Below are 15,067 nucleotides of genomic sequence, written 5' to 3'. Positions count from 1 at the left end.
GCTGCCACCTTCGAAATTCCTACGCTTGGAAGAATCGCTTGGGCCGGCATGGGTCAAGCGCGGTTGACTGTTCGCCGTCCATGATTTCCTCGCTGGCTAGATGGCCGACTATGGCCGCCAACGTAACGCCGGGGTGCATTGCGCAAACGTATACGCCGGCGATTTTGGGTAAGTAACCAATGATAGGGATGCCATCGGCAGGTATGGGCCTGAATCCGACGCAGGCCACTTCCGTAGCTAGGTGAGCAACACCATGGAGTTCGTTCTGAATCGCCTTAGCCGTTCGTAGCGCTATCGCTGCTGGCTGGTTTTCCAAGGCGTCGTCCAAGTAATCTTCTGCCGCCAGCAACGTGCCGTCCGCACTTTGCCTGACTTCCATTTCCGGGCTGGAGATCAGGGTTTGGACGAGATTGAGGGGTGACTGATAGCGAATGAAAATCGCAGGCGAAGCTTCTATCGGAACAGGCGCTTCAAGCATCTCTGTCAGCTTCGCGGTGCCTGTTCCGGCGGCCAGTACGACAATATCGGCCTCAATGATGCCGGTGGTGGTTTTAACTCCCGTCACGGCTGCACCCTGGTTCTCGAAGCCGAGAACGCGTGTCTGAGTGAAAATCCTCGCCCCGTTCGCCCGGGCTCCTGCGATCAACGCATGCGTTGCTTGCACCGCGTCCAACGCCCCTTCATCCGCGGCATATGAAGCAGATTGTGGAGGGCGCTTGAGTTTCGGCTCAAGGTCGATGATTTGCGATCGCGACACCACATTTTTGGAAGCCAGGTTCTTTGATCCTGGCAGCAATTCGCTTGAGTTCGCGCTGTAGGACAGAGCACCTGTCCATCGGACCTTCAGGCCAGGAAGCTGCGCTTCAAGGCGGCGGTACGCTTCGATTGCGGCGCCACGCAATGGTGCGATTGGGTCGGATTCGTGGTGCGAGGCGTTGATCCATGCGAACGAGGTTCCCGTCACGCCTGAGGCGATGCCTTCCGCCTCAACCACGGTGACCTTCGCGCCTTTAGCTGCCAAGTGATACGCCAGTGACGCGCCTACGATGCCGGCACCGATGACAACGACTCGTTTGGTCAGATCATTTTCCACGTCAACGTCCTTTCCGTGGATCTGGGGCTAGCGGGTACACAGGGGTGGAAACATGTATTTGTGAAGCTCCCTACGGGGCTTTCATCTCCTTCTCCTTCTCCTTCTTCTCCTTTTTTTCTCCATCGTAATGGGACTTGATGGCGAGATACATGCCCGTGCCCAACACGAGCAGCTTGAACGTACCGAAGACTACAGGGACCCAAAAATTCATCATTTCCTCGAAGCGCTGATGCTACAACTAGACGGTCAAAGTTTACCGCCAAGCGCCATACAAACTGTTGAACTGGTCGATTTGTACGTCTTTTCTGACCAGCTCAGTTTGGACAAAAAAACCACGTATCAGATAAGGCATGTCCCTCTCCACGTGGCCTCAAAAAACGAACGCGTGGAGGCCCGCATTGCGGTTCGTTCCGCACTATGTGAGATTCAATCCGCCATCGGAAAGCAAGATCTCGCCCGTCAAATAGTTGGATTCAATCAGCATGGATACCGCTTGTGCAATATCGGCCGGGCTCGCCGCCCGCCGCATCGGCGCGCGCTCTCGCCACAACTGCTGAGCCTGCGTCCAGTCAGCGGTTAAAGGCGTATCCACCAGCCCTGGGGCGACGGCATTCACACGAATATCAGGAGCAAGTGAGACCGCGAGCAAGCGCGTGACATGATTCAGCGCCGCCTTTGTCGCGGCATAAGGGATGGAAGCCCCTTTGGGACGAACGCCCGCATGCGAGCTCACGTTAATCACGCAAGCTGGCACGCCGTCAGCGGCAGACGCCCGCAGGGCGGCCTGCGCTTCCGCAACGATACGAAACGGCGCAATGACATTGACCTCGTGCAGCTCGCGCCAAATGTCAGGAGTGGCAGCTTCCATATCGGCATGGGGAACCACGCGGCTGATGCCTGCATTGTTCACGACCACGTCCAAACGACCCCATTGCGCGACAGCTTCTTGCACCAGCCGTATCCGGTCTGCATCGACAGCGAGATCTGCCTGCACATAAGCCGCCACACCTAGCTCACGCGCCATGGAAATGCCTGCATCCACAGAGCTACGCGAATGCAGAACGACAGCATAGCCATCCTTGGATAGCCGGCGCGCTATCGCATTTCCAATACCTGAAGTCGACCCTGTGATGAGAGCAACGCGCTGTGGTTTAGGCATAGAGAAGTCAAATGAAGTTGAAAAGGGGTTTATATACCGCGCGCGGAATCCTCCATGGACTCCGCCAGCGCCTGGGCGGCTTCGCCGAAGAATCCGCTGCGAGCGACCACCAGGAAGATGCGTACGTCGTTCTATTCCATGTCTATCTCGTACGTACAAAAATGTACGTGAAATATGCATTGATGTCAGTGGTCGAACAACATTGTTTGGATCATCATGCGCTCCGTGACGAATGTCCTTGCGAACCGGCTGTGCGCCCACGCCCAGGCACGTCTGATTTGGAGCCTCAAGATATGAATACTGAAACCCCGCCCGCAGGAGCGCTCGAAGCCGCGTTTGCGTCATCCGAACGCGCCGCTGCGAGGAACGCTGGGACGGCAGCCCCCGACCCCCGTCGCTGGCTCGCCTTGGCCGTCCTGTTGACTGGCACGCTCCTGCCACCTTTGGACTTCTTCATCGTCAACGTGGCGCTACCTGCCATACGGACGGACCTGCAAGCGTCGTCCGACGTCTCGCAGTTGGTGATCTCGGTGTACGCCGCCGCCTATGCCGTCACGCTGATCTTGGGCGGTCGTCTGGGTGATCTTTATGGCCGCAAGCGGGTGTTTATCGCCGGCATGCTCGGCTTTGGCATCGCGTCGGCGTTGTGCGGACTGGCGCCGTCGCCGGGCTTGCTTGTCGCCGGCCGGCTGCTGCAAGGGATATCCGCAGCGATCATGGCGCCGCAATCATTGGCATCGATACACGCCATCTTTCCGGCAAGCGAGAAGAATCGCGCGCTGAGTCGATATGGCGCAACCTTCGGCTTGGCCTCGGTGGGCGGTCAATTGCTCGGCGGTGTGCTGGTTTCGACCAGCCCGTGGGGGCTGGGTTGGCGCAGCGTTTTTTTGATCAACCTTCCCATCATCATCCTTGCCATTCCGGCTGCAATGATGTTGCTGCGTGAAAGTCGCGCCGAACGTTCGCCACGCTTGGACGTGCCGGGGGCGGTGCTGCTGGCGATTGGCTTGCTGGCGCTCGTGGTTCCGCTTATCGAAGGGCAGCAACATCACTGGCCGTGGTGGTGCATCGTGCCGCTGGCGTTGAGCATGCCGTTGCTATGGCTTTTCTGGCAGTACGAAAAGGCAGAGGAGAGCGCCGGCAGAACTCCGCTGGTTCTGCCATCGCTTCTGGCCGTGCGTGGGTTGCGACGCAGTTTGGCATCAACGTTCTTCTTCTATGCGCTTGCCGCATTCTTCCTGGTGTTCGCGGTGTACGAACACACCGGCCTGGGCCACGATGCATTGACGGCCGGCCTGGCCATCCTGCCGCTGGGCATCGGATTTTTCCTGGGCCCACTGTGCAGCCCGCACATCGCTCGGCGAATGGGTTCACGCACCGCCGGGTTTGGCATGGCTCTGGAGGTGCTCGGTCTGGTCATGGTCGCAGCGCTGGCGCTGGCCGGTGCGTCGTCGTGGCTGGCGTTGCCTTTGTTTCTGATTGGCGCCGGGCAAGGCATCGCTCTTCCTGCGCTGGTGCGCTTGAACGTGGACCATGTGGAAACACGCTGGGCCGGGCTGGCCTCGGGCTTGGTAAACGCCACCTTGCAGATCAGCGCCGCCGTAAGCGTCGCCTTGTTCGGCGGTCTATTCATCGCGATCGCGCCTGATGGGGCAAGCGCTCAGGACGTGCAGCTTGGATTCGCGGTGGCTTCATTGGCGATAGCCGCGTCCCTGGCGCTGGCCGCCGCACTAAGTTGGAAACGCCAGGACACATGAAAAATCGAGAATCCTTTTGCATCGTGGATGCATGCTTCCAAGAGAACACTCTGTGATGAACACTGCCTTGTAGCTAAGGGTCTTCCCCGGACGCTCGTTCAGGGCTCCAGCAATTTCATTGAGCTTGGCTTGCGAGTCTCTTTGCATGGCATGGCGCAAATCCGCGCAGAACTAACCCAAACTCTATTTGGGGGACACTGTGGCGACGGACGACGCTAAGCAACGTAAAATGCCAGGCTTCCAGCCTCTACATGCTTCCCTTATGAACCTTGAACGACTACGTCGCGAATTTCCCGACTACGACATAACAACCCTGCCGACCCTACCCGAAGGGTATGTCGACGCATCGAGCTACATCGATGCCGCGCCTTCATTCGAGAACGCGGAGCGCGGTTTGAAGGTGTATGTCGACTACGCCAACTATGCCGACCGCGAATCCGGCCGGAGCCAACGCTTCTGTGTTTCGCGCTACGACGAGGAAGATGAGGACGTCGTCCTGTCGACGAACGATTGGGCCGAGGTCCTTCGCTTCCTGGCCGCCTGAACGGGCATCAGAGCCTGAAGCTGCGGGATGTTCGGTGGTAATCACTTGCGGCACGCACGCTGCAGCGCCATGCCGCCCCAAACCCAGTTAAGGCTGCACAACCATCCACGCCACCATCCGGCGCACGACGGGCAATAAAAGCAAAAGACTGGGAAACGCCACGACCCACGAGGCCGCCCAGGCGTTGGGCCACGTGGTGATGAACCCCCGGCCCAAGCCCACGCTTGTGGCGGTCGCTACCGCTGAGACGATGGCCGACATGAACACGGAAAGAATCAATGGCATCAAGAAGCGGGCATAGCTCTGCGGAAGTTTTCTGAAGATCGCTCTTGGCGAATTTTTAGGCATATCCGTATTCCTTATGTCCGATTGCCGATCGCCGGTTCTTTCTGGGCGATCAGGTCTTTGATGTATTCGCGCAATGAACGCGGTTCTCGCCCCAGCGCAGCCCGCAGCGCAAGACTGTTTCCCCCCAGTCCAACGGCCTGATAGTGGTCGAACACTTTAGCCAGCAGAAGCAGTTGGTCTTCGCCATAAGGAAGCCGCGCATGCGCTGCCCACTCACTGAAACCAGGCTGTAGGGCCGCGACCGGATATCCCAACGCTTCCGACAGGGTGGCCACGATGTCCATGCGGCTGAACATGCCGGCGCATAGCTCCAAGGTCGCGTAGGCCAGCCTGTCGTCGGTCAAGGCGACGGCGGCAATCTCCGCGACATCGCGATAGTCCACGCGAGCGATTCTTGTGTTCTTGGGAAAGGGTTCGCCGAAGCAGGCATGGTCGCGGATCGACGGCCAGGCCAAGCCTATGTTCTGCATGAAGTTGGCGGGGTGCAGGATCGTATATTCCAGCCGGGACGAGTAGAGCGCGTTTTCTACCGGTATCTTGCTGGCGTGATTCGCCAAGCGCGCGTTGGTCGGCTGGATGACCGACGAAAACACGAACTTCCGTACCGAGCTCTGCTGCGCCGCTTCGACCAAGGCGACACCCATTGCCGCTTCGTCGGACGTAAAGGCGGGGCCAATATGGAAGATGCCGTCCACGCCCGGCATGGCCCTGGTAAGGCTCTCGGTATCGCGAAGGTCTCCCAGGGCGATCTCTGTCACGCCCAGCGAGCGGGCGACCGCTGCGCGTGCTTCGTCGCGGACCAGCGCGCGGACCACGACGTTGCGCCGCCTTAATTCCGGGACGATCATGCGTGCGAATTTGCCTGTGGCCCCTACGACCAACACGACGGGTTGCGTGCATTCCACCGGCTTCTCCTGCGGATAGGTGAATGAGTGAAAGCAGTGTAATTTCTCACGTGTGCTGGAACAATGCATAAAAAAACTGAAGCTGAATCACGATATCCGAGAGAAATATGAGCCGCCTCGAAGACCTTGAAGCCTTCATCCATATCGCCGAAGCGGGAAGCCTGACGAAGGCGGCGCGCCGCCTCAATCGCACGTTGCAAGCCGTCAGCCGTTCCCTTGCCGCGCTGGAAGAGGATGTGGGCGTTCAACTTGTTCACCGCACCACGCGGCATGTCGCGCTAAGCGAAGCCGGCGAGACATTTTTTCGGCGGGTGAAGCCGGCACTGGAGGAAATAGGCGAGGCTCGGCTGGAAGTGGCCGATCGCCGCACGGCGCCGTCAGGCACATTGCGCGTGGGGGCCCCCATCCTGTTCGGCCCCGACTTCCTGGTTCCGATCATCGCGGAATACATGCGCGCGTATCCGCAGGTCGAGGTGGATCTGCAATTGACGGATGCTTTTGTGGATTTGTCTGGCGCGGGCCTGGATCTGGTTGTTCGGATCGGCGACCTGCCCGATTCCGGCTTGCAAGGGAAACGGCTGGGGGCGTTACGCAGGGTGGTGTTTGGCGCGCGGTCTTATTTCGAACAGCACGGCCGCCCGGTGCATCCTACGGACTTGCGACAGCACGCCTGTCTTGTCAGGACCGTCGATCAGCGTCCCGGGCAGTGGGCTTTTCAAATCGACGGGAAGCCGCGCAATGTCGGGGTGCGCGGGCCATTTCGCACGAATACGATGGCGGCGATCTATTCCGCGGCAAGCGCCGGGCTAGGCATCGGCTATTCGCCGATGTGGCAGATCAGGCATCTTTTGGACACGGGGCAGGTGGAAACCATCCTTGAGGACTTCGAGCCCAAACCGGTGCCTATCCATGCACTCTGGCAAGAGAACAGGCTGCCGCCCGCCAAGGTGCGCGCTTTTGTTGATTATCTGGCGACACGATTGAAGCTGGATCACCTATAGGTCGGTCGGCACCGATCGCAGTGCGTCATGCCTGCGCCGATCACGCAGGCCAACGCCCAAGGTCAGCAATCACGCCGTGGCCGAGAACCCACCTGCCAGCCAAAGATTGGCGGTGAGACCGAATCCATCCACGACTTGGCCGCCGCTCCACGATCCCAACGCAATCCCGATATTGAAAGCGCCCACATAGAGCACAGTGGCGACCTCGATGGCGCGTGGCGCGGCGTAGATGCCAGCCGCGAAGTTGCCCAGAATGCCCGCGATGTGGTGGCCGAGGCCGATCCGCAGGCATTGGCATCGTTGATCTACGGCAGCTTGGCCGAAGCGGCGTTCTGGATCGCGGACGGTGAGGACGGCAATGCGCGCTTGGCGCAAGGGGGGGCCGTGCTGGACCTGTTGCTGCGTGGATTGTTGGTGCAGCGATAGCCTTATGGGACGGGATGATTCTCCCGTGTGATCACCACGTCCCATTAATCACCGCGTCCCGTCTCAGGCGCCTGATTTCCCGCTATCCGCTGGTTCCATCGGTGTAAATTTCCCAACGCTTTCACTGCCTCGCTTGGTCCATCAAGACCCGCGTTTGGCGTTAAGCGTTCGGCAATTCGACTGACGGTATCCATCACCCATGCATTCCAAGCTACGTCGCAAGGCAATCAGCGTTCTTTTCGTTTCTATCGGCATGAGCAACGCGTTGGCGATTGCGGCGGACAATGCGCCGGACCAGGCGGTCACGGATCCGCATTTTCAGCTGGCTCCCGGCTATCTGCCCAAAGAAAGCTTACCCAACAGCCTGGAATTGCTTGGTCCGCCGCCTGCCGCGAACAGCGCCGCCTTGGCGCGCGACGAAGAGGCGAGGGCGGCGGCGGTTCCGTTGCGAGGGTCCGCGCGTGCGAAGCTGGCGCGCCTGGATGCGGACCTGCAATTTCCGCAACCCGCCAAGAATTTCTCATGCGCCATGGGCGTCGATATCAGCGAAGCGCATACGCCGCATCTGTATACGTTGATGCAGAAGGTGCTGACCGACGCGGGGCTGTCCACTTACGGTGTCAAGAACACCTACAACCGCGTTCGCCCGTTTGTCGTCCACAACGAAGGCACGTGTTTTCCCGAGCAGGAATCCTTGCTGCGCACGGATGGCTCTTACCCTTCGGGCCACACGGCGGCGGGTTGGGCCTGGGCGCTGGTGCTGGCCCAGATCAACCCCGAGCGTGCCGACCTTCTGTTCCGGCGCGGACTGGAATTCGGGCAAAGCCGCGTCATCTGCAACGCGCATTGGCAAAGCGATGTGGACGCGGGGCGCACGATGGGCGCGGCAACCGTTGCCGTGCTGCAAAACAACCCCGAATTCATCGCCGACCTGAATGCCGCGCGCAAGGAAGTGCAGGCGGCGAAGGCCGGGCAGTCCGGCTCGGCCATGGATTGCTCGGGGGAGCCATGAAACGGGTTGCTCATTCTCTGATTGCCCTGAGCATGGCGTTTGGGATGTGCCGCGTTGCGCTTGCCGATAGCAGCCTGCCAGTCAGCCCCTTGATGAGCAAGCAGCCGGACTCGTCGCCCGCCCAGTGGCGTGTCACGGCAAGCCCCTACCTATGGGCGTCCGGAATCTCGGGCAAAGTCGGCCAATTCGGCCAGCCGGCGGCCAGGATTGATTCCAGTTTCAGCGACATCGTCAGCGACTTGGACTTGGCTTTCATGGGCGCTATCGAGGCGCGCTACCAGCGCTTCAGCCTGGTTGGCGATGTGACGGTCACGGAGTTATCGGCGCGGGGAAATACGCCCTTTGGCCGGCTCACCAGGCGCGTCGACATCACGACCACATCGTTCTCCGGGTTCTTTGGCGCGGGGTACGAGGTGCTGGAAAGCGACAAGGGCCATCTGGACGTGATTGGCGGCGGACGGCTCTGGCACACCAGCACCAAGCTCTCGTTGAAGGGCGGCGCGCTGGATGGCCGAGGCGAGCGCGACAGCGCGACGTGGATCGATGCGGTGGCGGGGTTGCGTGGCCAGTATGCGCTTACTGAACACTGGTATCTGACCGGCTGGGGCGTCATCGGGGCGGGGCAGGCCAAGCTTGATTGGGACGCGACGGCGGCGCTTGCTTATCAGTTCAAGTCGAATTTCTCGGCGGTACTGGGCTATCGGGCGCTTGGCGTCAACTTCAATCGGAACGGCTTCGTCTACAACGTTGTTCAGCAGGGGCCCATCCTGGGGCTGTCCTACCAGTTCTGAATGCGCGCGGCTTATTTCGCGCGCGGCGCAGGGCTGTGCGCGGAGAAGTGGCTCGACAAGACGTTGTTGCTGTCGATGGGAGAAGCGGCATGGCGGCATCGTTCCCGGGCTTCGTCAGGCGCCACGCCAAAACGCGCGATGAACGCCTTGCGGAAGCGGGTCATGTCTTGGAAACCAAAATACGCGGCCACCTGGCTCACCGAATGCCTGGCAAGGCGGGGGTCAACGATGCGGGCATAGGCCGCGTCCAGGCGTTTGGTCTTGATGACGTGGGCGATACCGCCCAGCTCGGAAAAGACGCGGTATAGATGGGCGCGCGACACCCTGAACCGTTGCATGAGCAGAGCGGGGCCTAGCTCGGGCTGCGCCAGGTGACGTTCGATATAGGCAAGGACGCGCGCGCGCAACGCCTGGCCCAACACGGATTCCGGTCCACTCTGAAGGGGCGCTGCGTTCACCAGTCCTGCGGAAAGCAGGGCGGTCAGGGCCTCCAGCGCGGCGACGTCTTCGCTTGCCGATAGTTGCCCCGACACTGCATGGAAGCCGCAGAGGTAGTCTCGAAGCAGACTCGTCATCGGCTTGTGCGCATCCAGGACCAGACCGTGAATATCGCGAGCGCCCAGCACCTTGTCGATGCTGGCGCGCGGAATCGTCATGGCCAGGCGTTCGCCGGCATCCACCTGGCATTGATAGGGGCGGGCCAGATCAATGAAGCAGATTCCCCCAGCCCCCGCCACGACGTCACGCTTGTCAAAATCACCGTGTATGGAACCCGCAACCACCACATGGACCAGATAATGATCCAGCCCGCTGCGAGCAATGGTGGCGGGGTCGCGCTTGTAGTGCTGCGCGTTGAAGGTCGTTGCGCCCAGCGTCAAGCCGCCTAGATGGCGGATCCGCATGGTGCCCTCTAGTAGGGCTTGCTTGGCGGTGGATAGCGGTGTGGTGTCGCAGAAAGGTCGAGTGACCTCGCGCCAGTACTCGTTGCGTAGCGAGGGCTCGATGGCGTCAGTGGAGATGAACGTTTCTGCGAGGGTCATGCCGACGTTTTACCCTGAGTGCTTGCCCAGCGCTATTGCGCAACGCGCCGGGGTTCGGGAAATCGCCAACTGCCGTTAAGAATCTGTTCATCAGGCTGATAAAGCCTGATCGTGGTGTTCCAGCCGGGCATGATGGGCAGGCAGTTTGCAATCTTGCCGTCGCAGCCGCCGTACTGGATGACTATCGAGCCGTCGGCGCTTTTAACGGCGGTCAGGCTATTCAGCGAGTAAGCGTCATACGGGTTCTTCTGGAAGTAGCCGTCGGCGTTGTACACGCTAACGGACCAGAAGCTCTTGACCGGCACGTGGCCGACTTCAAGCCGATACACGCCCGTGCCGTCATTGTTCGGTGCAGTCCAGCCGAGATACGTTGCGTCCTTGGCCGGGTTGCCGCCCCAGCCCGTTGCCGTGCCGATCAGGTGCTGGATGGGGTCAACCTTGTCCTTTGTGCCGAATGCCTGGTTGTAGTTCGGGATGGTCGAGCCCAGCACCAGCAGGGCATCGCGTACCTTCTTCTGGCTTGCCTGATCCCACTTGGGTACAACGAATTCCCCAACCCGGGCCTGGCTTACCGAAATGGCATCCTGAAGCGCGTGTACCTGCTGGATATCCTTCGGGTTGACGGGGTCGACCAGCGTGCGTATTGCCACAAAAACATAGCGCGTGCCGACCGATTCCTTGCTTAGCGTATGACGTCCAGCGCCGTAGAAGACGGCCGGCACGTAGTGGTCTTGGCTGACCACTTGCATCGACATGAACCGCTTGCCGGCGTCGGGCAAGGTGATGGTGACGGCGCCGGCATCCAGATCGAATACCGCGCCTGAATACAGCGTGTCCCGATTCATGCGGATGACGTTCTGCGCATCCACGGCCGCGGGCTCGCGGCTATGGACAAAGCGCCCAAAGCTGCCGTCGGCCACGATCTTAACCATATAGAGATCGGTCTCGGCCCGGACAAAGTTATCGACGCCCACGATGGTTGCCGACTCCGGGGAAGGCTGCGCGTTTGCCGTGCCAAGCATTGCGATCGTCAGCGCGACGATCCTTAAGGCCGATGGATATGACATGGACGTCCTTCAATAATTTCGATTTGATGCCACAGCCGGGGGGGCTGCCGAGCCGGACTGTACAAGAACGTAGGGCGGCGGGCTTGCCATTTGATGCCAATGACGCGGGGCGGGATCACGCCCCTGCAACGACGGTGTTGACCACTACTGCGACCACTGCTGTGGCAACCCCTGCGGGGTCAAGCGTCATTGCGTAGCGCGGCGCGAAAACGTGAGGGAGCCAGCCCCGTCCAGCGCTTGAACGCACGCGTGAAATGCGCGGGGTCGCTGTAGCCCACCATGTACGCGATTTCCGTGGCGGAGTATTTGCGCAGCGCTATCAGCCGAAGCGCCTCGCATCGGCGCGTCTCGTCGTGCAGGGCATCAAAATCCACGCCGCTGCGTTTAAGGCGCCGTTGCAGGGTGCGTGCCGACATTCCGATCTCTCTGGAAATCGAAGCCAGCTTGGCTTTGTCTTGATCGGATAGGCGTTCGATGAGCAGGCCCGCCGTGTCTATCGTGGACTGCAACGCCGTGGTGATCTTGCTGGCGTCGTCCTTAAGTGCGCGCAGGGGGCGGTCGAGCAGATCACGGTCAAACTCGATCATGTTGTATTCCGCGCCCGTCACGATGTTCGGCCCCAGGCAGGCTTCCAGCGCGTCGTCGCCCCGGGCGCGGGTCGCCGTCAGGTGCACCCGGATGGCCGATGCGCCGCCGGCCATCAGCGGAATCTTTCGCAGCACGGCCAGGCTGCCCAGAACGAACTGCCGGGGGTCCTCGTCAAGCCGCCCGGTAAAGCGATGCACCAGCCTGGTGCTGCGGCCTTCCGTGACGATGTCGACTTTGCCGCCCTGGTGCAGCAGCTCTGCGTGCGTCGCGGCGCGGGCGCACGCCTGGGCGATGTTGACCGAATCCATGACCAGGTCTCCCCATACGCCAAGGGAGCGCAGCTCCGTCAACTGGCCCACATGGGCGCCAGCGTAGGGGTCCTGCGCCACGTTCGCCATTTCATTTGAAATGCGAAAGCACGAGGTGCGGGGAAGCCAGATATCGGGGTTTTGGAATATGTTCGGCGAGATGCCCAGGCGTTGGAAGAACTCCAGGGGATACACGCCCCGACTCGCCAGGTAGGGCGCCATCTGCAAAAAACTGCGAAGCTTGATGGATGGCGTGGGATGCGAATTGGCTTCAGACACAGAACTAGAACTACCCGCTTGACGTGAATTCCTGGCCGAATTTACATCGCGGCTTTCGCGAACCCACGCAAAAGTTCTTCTGTTGAGACAGATCGCCGCGAATCATGAGACATTCGCGGCGATCTTGCGGGACGTAAGTAGACCCGCCGTACCCCAAGGCATTACGGGCTAGGCAAGCTCGAAAGTCGATGCACGCCCACTGCTTGCATTCTCTTTAACGCGTTCAGTGATGCGCTCTTGCACGAGTCGGGCAATCTCTTCCTTCTCCGCCGGCGTCATCGCCTCATATTCTTCTTTTGAGATGCCTAGCGACCGCAGCGTCATTTCAAAAAAGCGCTCTTCGGCGGACATGCTCACAAAATCGTGCAGCTCTTGTTCAGCGTCAGACAGGGGGGCAGGGGGCTTGCCCGACTTGAATCGGTCCATATTGCGCTGGGTTTCTTCCAGCGTGTCAGCGAACGAGGCATTGGACGCGCTGGATCGGCCCTGTTTTGTTAACGAGGCGCCAAGGCCCATGGTCGACAGTTCAACTCTGTTCATGGCTGTACCTATTCTTCCGGTTGACTAGCAGAACATTGAACGACATTCGACATCGGCCCAAAAGGCCGAACTCGGCATTCTTTTCCACTCACCTGTGCGGTAAAGATCGCGACCCCTTCTTTTTATGGCGCCAAATGGCAAGCTTGCCGTGATACGCCCGGCTACAGTACGGCGCGTCGAGGCGGGCGCGTTCGTGCATCGGCACGTATCACCAAACCAAGGGTTTCCAAGTTCATGGCAAGTCACAAAGATATGAAATCTGTCGGCCACCGACTGGCTCACTGCCTGCGGTCGGCGGCGCTGGTGTTTGTCTGCGCGTTCGGTCCAACGAGCGCTTACGCCGATTCCGCACAGGCGATCCGCAATGACTCCGCCACCGCGCTGCAACAGCTTTACGCTGTCGAACCCAGCACGAAAGAGCTGGGCGAGAAAGCGGTGGCCGTTCTGGTTTTTCCCAAGATATACAAAGCGGGCTTTCTTGTCGGTGGCGAGCATGGGCAAGGCGCCTTGTTAAAGGGTAAGAACGCTATCGGTTACTACGAAATCTCCGCGGTGTCCTTGGGGCTTCAAGCCGGCGCCCAGACCTTCGGCTATGCGCTTTTCTTCATGAACCAGAAGTCGCTGAATTATCTTGAGAAGAGCGATGGTTGGGCGTTGGGAAGCGGCCCGAGCTTGGTGGCGTGGGATAAATCCGTGGCTTCAACGGTGTCTACCACGACCTTGTCGCAGGACGTTTTTGCCGTGCCTTTCGGTGCCCAGGGATTGATGGCGGGCATGGGTCTTGAAGGTTCCAAGATTACCAATATCAGGCCCTGAGAGTGTTTGGGGGGACTGTCTGCGCGGTACCGATTTCCCCCGGGTTAATGCGGCCGAGGATATGAAAACCTACCCACACTTGGTGGCTTGCGAGCAGTGCGACAGTGTGTACCGTCGCAGCACGTTGGCGGCGGGCGAGGTGGCGCGATGCAGTCGATGCGAAGCCGTACTCGAACGCGCCAATCCGCGGGATGTGGACGGGTGGTTGGCCTTGACCATGACGACAGCGGTCGTCTTTCTGATTGCGAACGTCTGCCCGATAGTACGCATCAGCCTGAATGGCATGCATCGAGAGGCAACCCTGTGGGAATTCGCCTGGGCATTGGCAGAAGGAAGCGTGGCGCCGCTTGCGGCGGTTGCCGCGCTGGTGATCATCTTGGTGCCGCTTGCACAGATCTCGCTGCTTTCCTGGGTGTTGATACCCGCGCGTGTCGGCCGCCGTGCCCCAGGCTTTGCCCGCGCCCTGCGGATGCTGGCTCGCTTGCGGCCATGGAGCATGGTCGAGGTTGGCATCCTGGGGATCCTGGTGGCGATCATCAAGTTGATCAGTCTGGTTGAAGTCTCGCTCGGCGCGGGTGTCTGGGCGACCGCGACCCTTATGGTGCTGATCACCCTGATTGCCCACCGGGACCTGTCTTCGCTTTGGAGTCTGACCCAAGATGCGTCGGCATTGCCAAGGGGAAGCGCGGCATGAGCAGGCCGCCATTCGCAAGCGAGTTGTCGATGGTGGGTTGCCACACCTGTGGCTTGGTCTGCGAGCACAGATCCACGCCCGGACACACTGTCCTGTGTCCGCGCTGTGGCTCGGCGCTTCATCAACGACGCCCGAACGCCATTGCTCGCGCCTGGGCGCTGCTTCTGGCGGCCGTCATCTGCTACATCCCCGCCAACCTGATGCCGGTCATGCACACCAGTTTGCTGGGCAGGGGCAGCAGCAGCACCATCATGGAAGGCGCCGTGGAGTTCTGGACGTCTGGTTCCTATGGCATCGCGCTCGTGATTTTCACGGCAAGCGTGGCAGTACCCTGCGCGAAATTCCTGATTCTTGGTCTGTTGCTCGCGACTGCCCAGCGGCGTAGTCGGTGGGCGATGCGAGAGCGCGCCAAGTTGTACCGCCTGGTTGAGTTTGTTGGGTATTGGTCGATGCTTGATGTGGTGGTGGTGGCGGTCGTGGCTGCGTTGGTGCAATTCCAAGGTCTCACCGATATATCGCCGCGCGTCGGCATCTTTTTCTTCGGCATGGTCGTCATTTTCACCATGCTTGCAGCCATGTCGTTTGACCCCAGACATATTTGGGATGGTGAAATCAATGGTGGTGATGAATGATTGATTCCTCCCGGGACCCTCAAGGGCTTGGTGTTCCCACGGTGATTCCTCGTAGAAAATGGCGGCT

The 15,067-nt window shown here is 60.1% G+C and carries 17 protein-coding genes; 9 read left to right on the top strand and 8 right to left on the bottom strand.

The features are described 5' to 3' along the window. Positions 1-19: 19 nt before the first annotated feature. Together M2361_RS10195 and M2361_RS10190 are read right to left on the bottom strand one after the other, a co-directional pair. Positions 20-1,093, bottom strand: a complete 1,074-nt coding sequence (locus M2361_RS10195) for an FAD-binding oxidoreductase (protein ID WP_259248679.1) — start codon at positions 1,091-1,093, stop codon at positions 20-22. Positions 1,094-1,508: 415 nt separating this feature from the next. Then, positions 1,509-2,252 carry an SDR family NAD(P)-dependent oxidoreductase gene (locus tag M2361_RS10190; protein ID WP_259248677.1) on the bottom strand — a complete coding sequence of 248 codons (744 nt, stop codon included), beginning with the start codon at positions 2,250-2,252 and terminating at the stop codon, positions 1,509-1,511. Between the two features lie 11 nt (positions 2,253-2,263). On the opposite strand from M2361_RS10190, the gene M2361_RS10185 reads away from it, so the two are divergent. Continuing rightward, positions 2,264-4,009 carry an MFS transporter gene (locus M2361_RS10185; RefSeq protein ID WP_259248675.1) on the top strand — a complete coding sequence of 582 codons (1,746 nt, stop codon included), beginning with the start codon at positions 2,264-2,266 and terminating at the stop codon, positions 4,007-4,009. A gap of 262 nt (positions 4,010-4,271) precedes the next feature. Next, a complete protein-coding gene (locus M2361_RS10180) occupies positions 4,272-4,553 on the top strand; it encodes a hypothetical protein (protein WP_259248673.1) in 282 nt (93 codons plus the stop codon). Between the two features lie 87 nt (positions 4,554-4,640). Here the strand turns inward: M2361_RS10180 and M2361_RS10175 are convergent, their stop codons facing one another. Together M2361_RS10175 and M2361_RS10170 are read right to left on the bottom strand one after the other, a co-directional pair. Further along, positions 4,641-4,901 carry a DUF2798 domain-containing protein gene (locus M2361_RS10175; protein WP_259248671.1) on the bottom strand — a complete coding sequence of 87 codons (261 nt, stop codon included), beginning with the start codon at positions 4,899-4,901 and terminating at the stop codon, positions 4,641-4,643. A gap of 11 nt (positions 4,902-4,912) precedes the next feature. After that, the gene (locus M2361_RS10170) at positions 4,913-5,806 is read right to left on the bottom strand and encodes an NmrA/HSCARG family protein (RefSeq protein ID WP_310508900.1); all 894 of its coding nucleotides are present in this window, start codon (positions 5,804-5,806) and stop codon (positions 4,913-4,915) included. 107 nt (positions 5,807-5,913) lie between these two features. Between M2361_RS10170 and M2361_RS10165 the strand changes: the two genes are divergently transcribed. The 4 genes from M2361_RS10165 to M2361_RS10150 all read left to right on the top strand — a co-directional run bounded on the left by M2361_RS10165 (position 5,914) and on the right by M2361_RS10150 (position 9,036). Next, on the top strand, positions 5,914-6,807 hold the full coding sequence (locus M2361_RS10165; protein WP_259248669.1) for a LysR family transcriptional regulator: 894 nt from the start codon (positions 5,914-5,916) through the stop codon (positions 6,805-6,807). 27 nt (positions 6,808-6,834) lie between these two features. Further along, positions 6,835-7,233 (top strand): hypothetical protein, encoded by a 399-nt coding sequence (locus M2361_RS29070; RefSeq protein WP_404976328.1) that lies wholly within the window; start codon positions 6,835-6,837, stop codon positions 7,231-7,233. 253 nt (positions 7,234-7,486) lie between these two features. Further along, positions 7,487-8,245, top strand: coding sequence for a phosphatase PAP2 family protein (locus tag M2361_RS10155; protein ID WP_259248667.1), 759 nt, complete (start codon positions 7,487-7,489; stop codon positions 8,243-8,245). Then, positions 8,242-9,036, top strand: a complete 795-nt coding sequence (locus tag M2361_RS10150) for a hypothetical protein (RefSeq protein ID WP_259248665.1) — start codon at positions 8,242-8,244, stop codon at positions 9,034-9,036. The genes M2361_RS10155 and M2361_RS10150 overlap by 4 nt, the downstream gene beginning before the upstream one ends. A gap of 11 nt (positions 9,037-9,047) precedes the next feature. Here the strand turns inward: M2361_RS10150 and M2361_RS10145 are convergent, their stop codons facing one another. The 4 genes from M2361_RS10145 to M2361_RS10130 all read right to left on the bottom strand — a co-directional run bounded on the left by M2361_RS10145 (position 9,048) and on the right by M2361_RS10130 (position 12,858). Further along, positions 9,048-10,076, bottom strand: coding sequence for a helix-turn-helix domain-containing protein (locus tag M2361_RS10145; RefSeq protein WP_259248663.1), 1,029 nt, complete (start codon positions 10,074-10,076; stop codon positions 9,048-9,050). Between the two features lie 32 nt (positions 10,077-10,108). Further along, positions 10,109-11,098 carry a DUF1254 domain-containing protein gene (locus M2361_RS10140; RefSeq protein ID WP_259248661.1) on the bottom strand — a complete coding sequence of 330 codons (990 nt, stop codon included), beginning with the start codon at positions 11,096-11,098 and terminating at the stop codon, positions 10,109-10,111. A 224-nt stretch (positions 11,099-11,322) separates the two neighbouring features. Next, the gene (locus M2361_RS10135; RefSeq protein ID WP_259248659.1) at positions 11,323-12,318 is read right to left on the bottom strand and encodes an AraC family transcriptional regulator; all 996 of its coding nucleotides are present in this window, start codon (positions 12,316-12,318) and stop codon (positions 11,323-11,325) included. Positions 12,319-12,486: 168 nt separating this feature from the next. Further along, entirely contained in the window at positions 12,487-12,858 is a 372-nt protein-coding gene (locus tag M2361_RS10130; protein WP_259248657.1) for a hypothetical protein, read from the bottom strand. A 234-nt stretch (positions 12,859-13,092) separates the two neighbouring features. Here M2361_RS10130 and M2361_RS10125 point away from each other — a divergent pair, with 234 nt between their 5' ends. The 3 genes from M2361_RS10125 to M2361_RS10115 all read left to right on the top strand — a co-directional run bounded on the left by M2361_RS10125 (position 13,093) and on the right by M2361_RS10115 (position 15,000). After that, positions 13,093-13,674: a lipid-binding SYLF domain-containing protein gene (locus tag M2361_RS10125; protein ID WP_259248655.1), complete on the top strand. Its 582-nt coding sequence runs from the start codon at positions 13,093-13,095 to the stop codon at positions 13,672-13,674. Positions 13,675-13,813: 139 nt separating this feature from the next. Next, positions 13,814-14,368, top strand: a complete 555-nt coding sequence (locus M2361_RS10120) for a paraquat-inducible protein A (protein WP_259249273.1) — start codon at positions 13,814-13,816, stop codon at positions 14,366-14,368. Then, positions 14,365-15,000 (top strand): paraquat-inducible protein A, encoded by a 636-nt coding sequence (locus M2361_RS10115; RefSeq protein WP_259248653.1) that lies wholly within the window; start codon positions 14,365-14,367, stop codon positions 14,998-15,000. The genes M2361_RS10120 and M2361_RS10115 overlap by 4 nt, the downstream gene beginning before the upstream one ends. The last annotated feature ends 67 nt before the right edge of the window (positions 15,001-15,067 follow it).

Origin of the sequence: Achromobacter sp. JUb104 (assembly GCF_024806975.1) — a bacterium.
In the GTDB taxonomy this organism is placed as follows: domain Bacteria; phylum Pseudomonadota; class Gammaproteobacteria; order Burkholderiales; family Burkholderiaceae_B; genus Achromobacter; species Achromobacter spanius.
The sequence above is the reverse complement of the archived record's forward strand: the minus strand, read 5'-3'. Positions and strand labels throughout refer to the sequence as shown.

Coding starts and splice junctions, on each gene's coding strand:
- M2361_RS10190 (WP_259248677.1), bottom strand. CDS start 2,252: ATGCCTAAACCACAGCGCGTTGCTCTCATCACAGGGTCGACTTCAGGT.
- M2361_RS10185 (WP_259248675.1), top strand. CDS start 2,264: ATGAAGTTGAAAAGGGGTTTATATACCGCGCGCGGAATCCTCCATGGA.
- M2361_RS10180 (WP_259248673.1), top strand. CDS start 4,272: ATGAACCTTGAACGACTACGTCGCGAATTTCCCGACTACGACATAACA.
- M2361_RS10175 (WP_259248671.1), bottom strand. CDS start 4,901: ATGCCTAAAAATTCGCCAAGAGCGATCTTCAGAAAACTTCCGCAGAGC.
- M2361_RS10165 (WP_259248669.1), top strand. CDS start 5,914: ATGAGCCGCCTCGAAGACCTTGAAGCCTTCATCCATATCGCCGAAGCG.
- M2361_RS29070 (WP_404976328.1), top strand. CDS start 6,835: ATGCCTGCGCCGATCACGCAGGCCAACGCCCAAGGTCAGCAATCACGC.
- M2361_RS10155 (WP_259248667.1), top strand. CDS start 7,487: ATGAGCAACGCGTTGGCGATTGCGGCGGACAATGCGCCGGACCAGGCG.
- M2361_RS10150 (WP_259248665.1), top strand. CDS start 8,242: ATGAAACGGGTTGCTCATTCTCTGATTGCCCTGAGCATGGCGTTTGGG.
- M2361_RS10145 (WP_259248663.1), bottom strand. CDS start 10,076: ATGACCCTCGCAGAAACGTTCATCTCCACTGACGCCATCGAGCCCTCG.
- M2361_RS10140 (WP_259248661.1), bottom strand. CDS start 11,098: ATGCTTGGCACGGCAAACGCGCAGCCTTCCCCGGAGTCGGCAACCATC.
- M2361_RS10130 (WP_259248657.1), bottom strand. CDS start 12,858: ATGAACAGAGTTGAACTGTCGACCATGGGCCTTGGCGCCTCGTTAACA.
- M2361_RS10125 (WP_259248655.1), top strand. CDS start 13,093: ATGGCAAGTCACAAAGATATGAAATCTGTCGGCCACCGACTGGCTCAC.
- M2361_RS10115 (WP_259248653.1), top strand. CDS start 14,365: ATGAGCAGGCCGCCATTCGCAAGCGAGTTGTCGATGGTGGGTTGCCAC.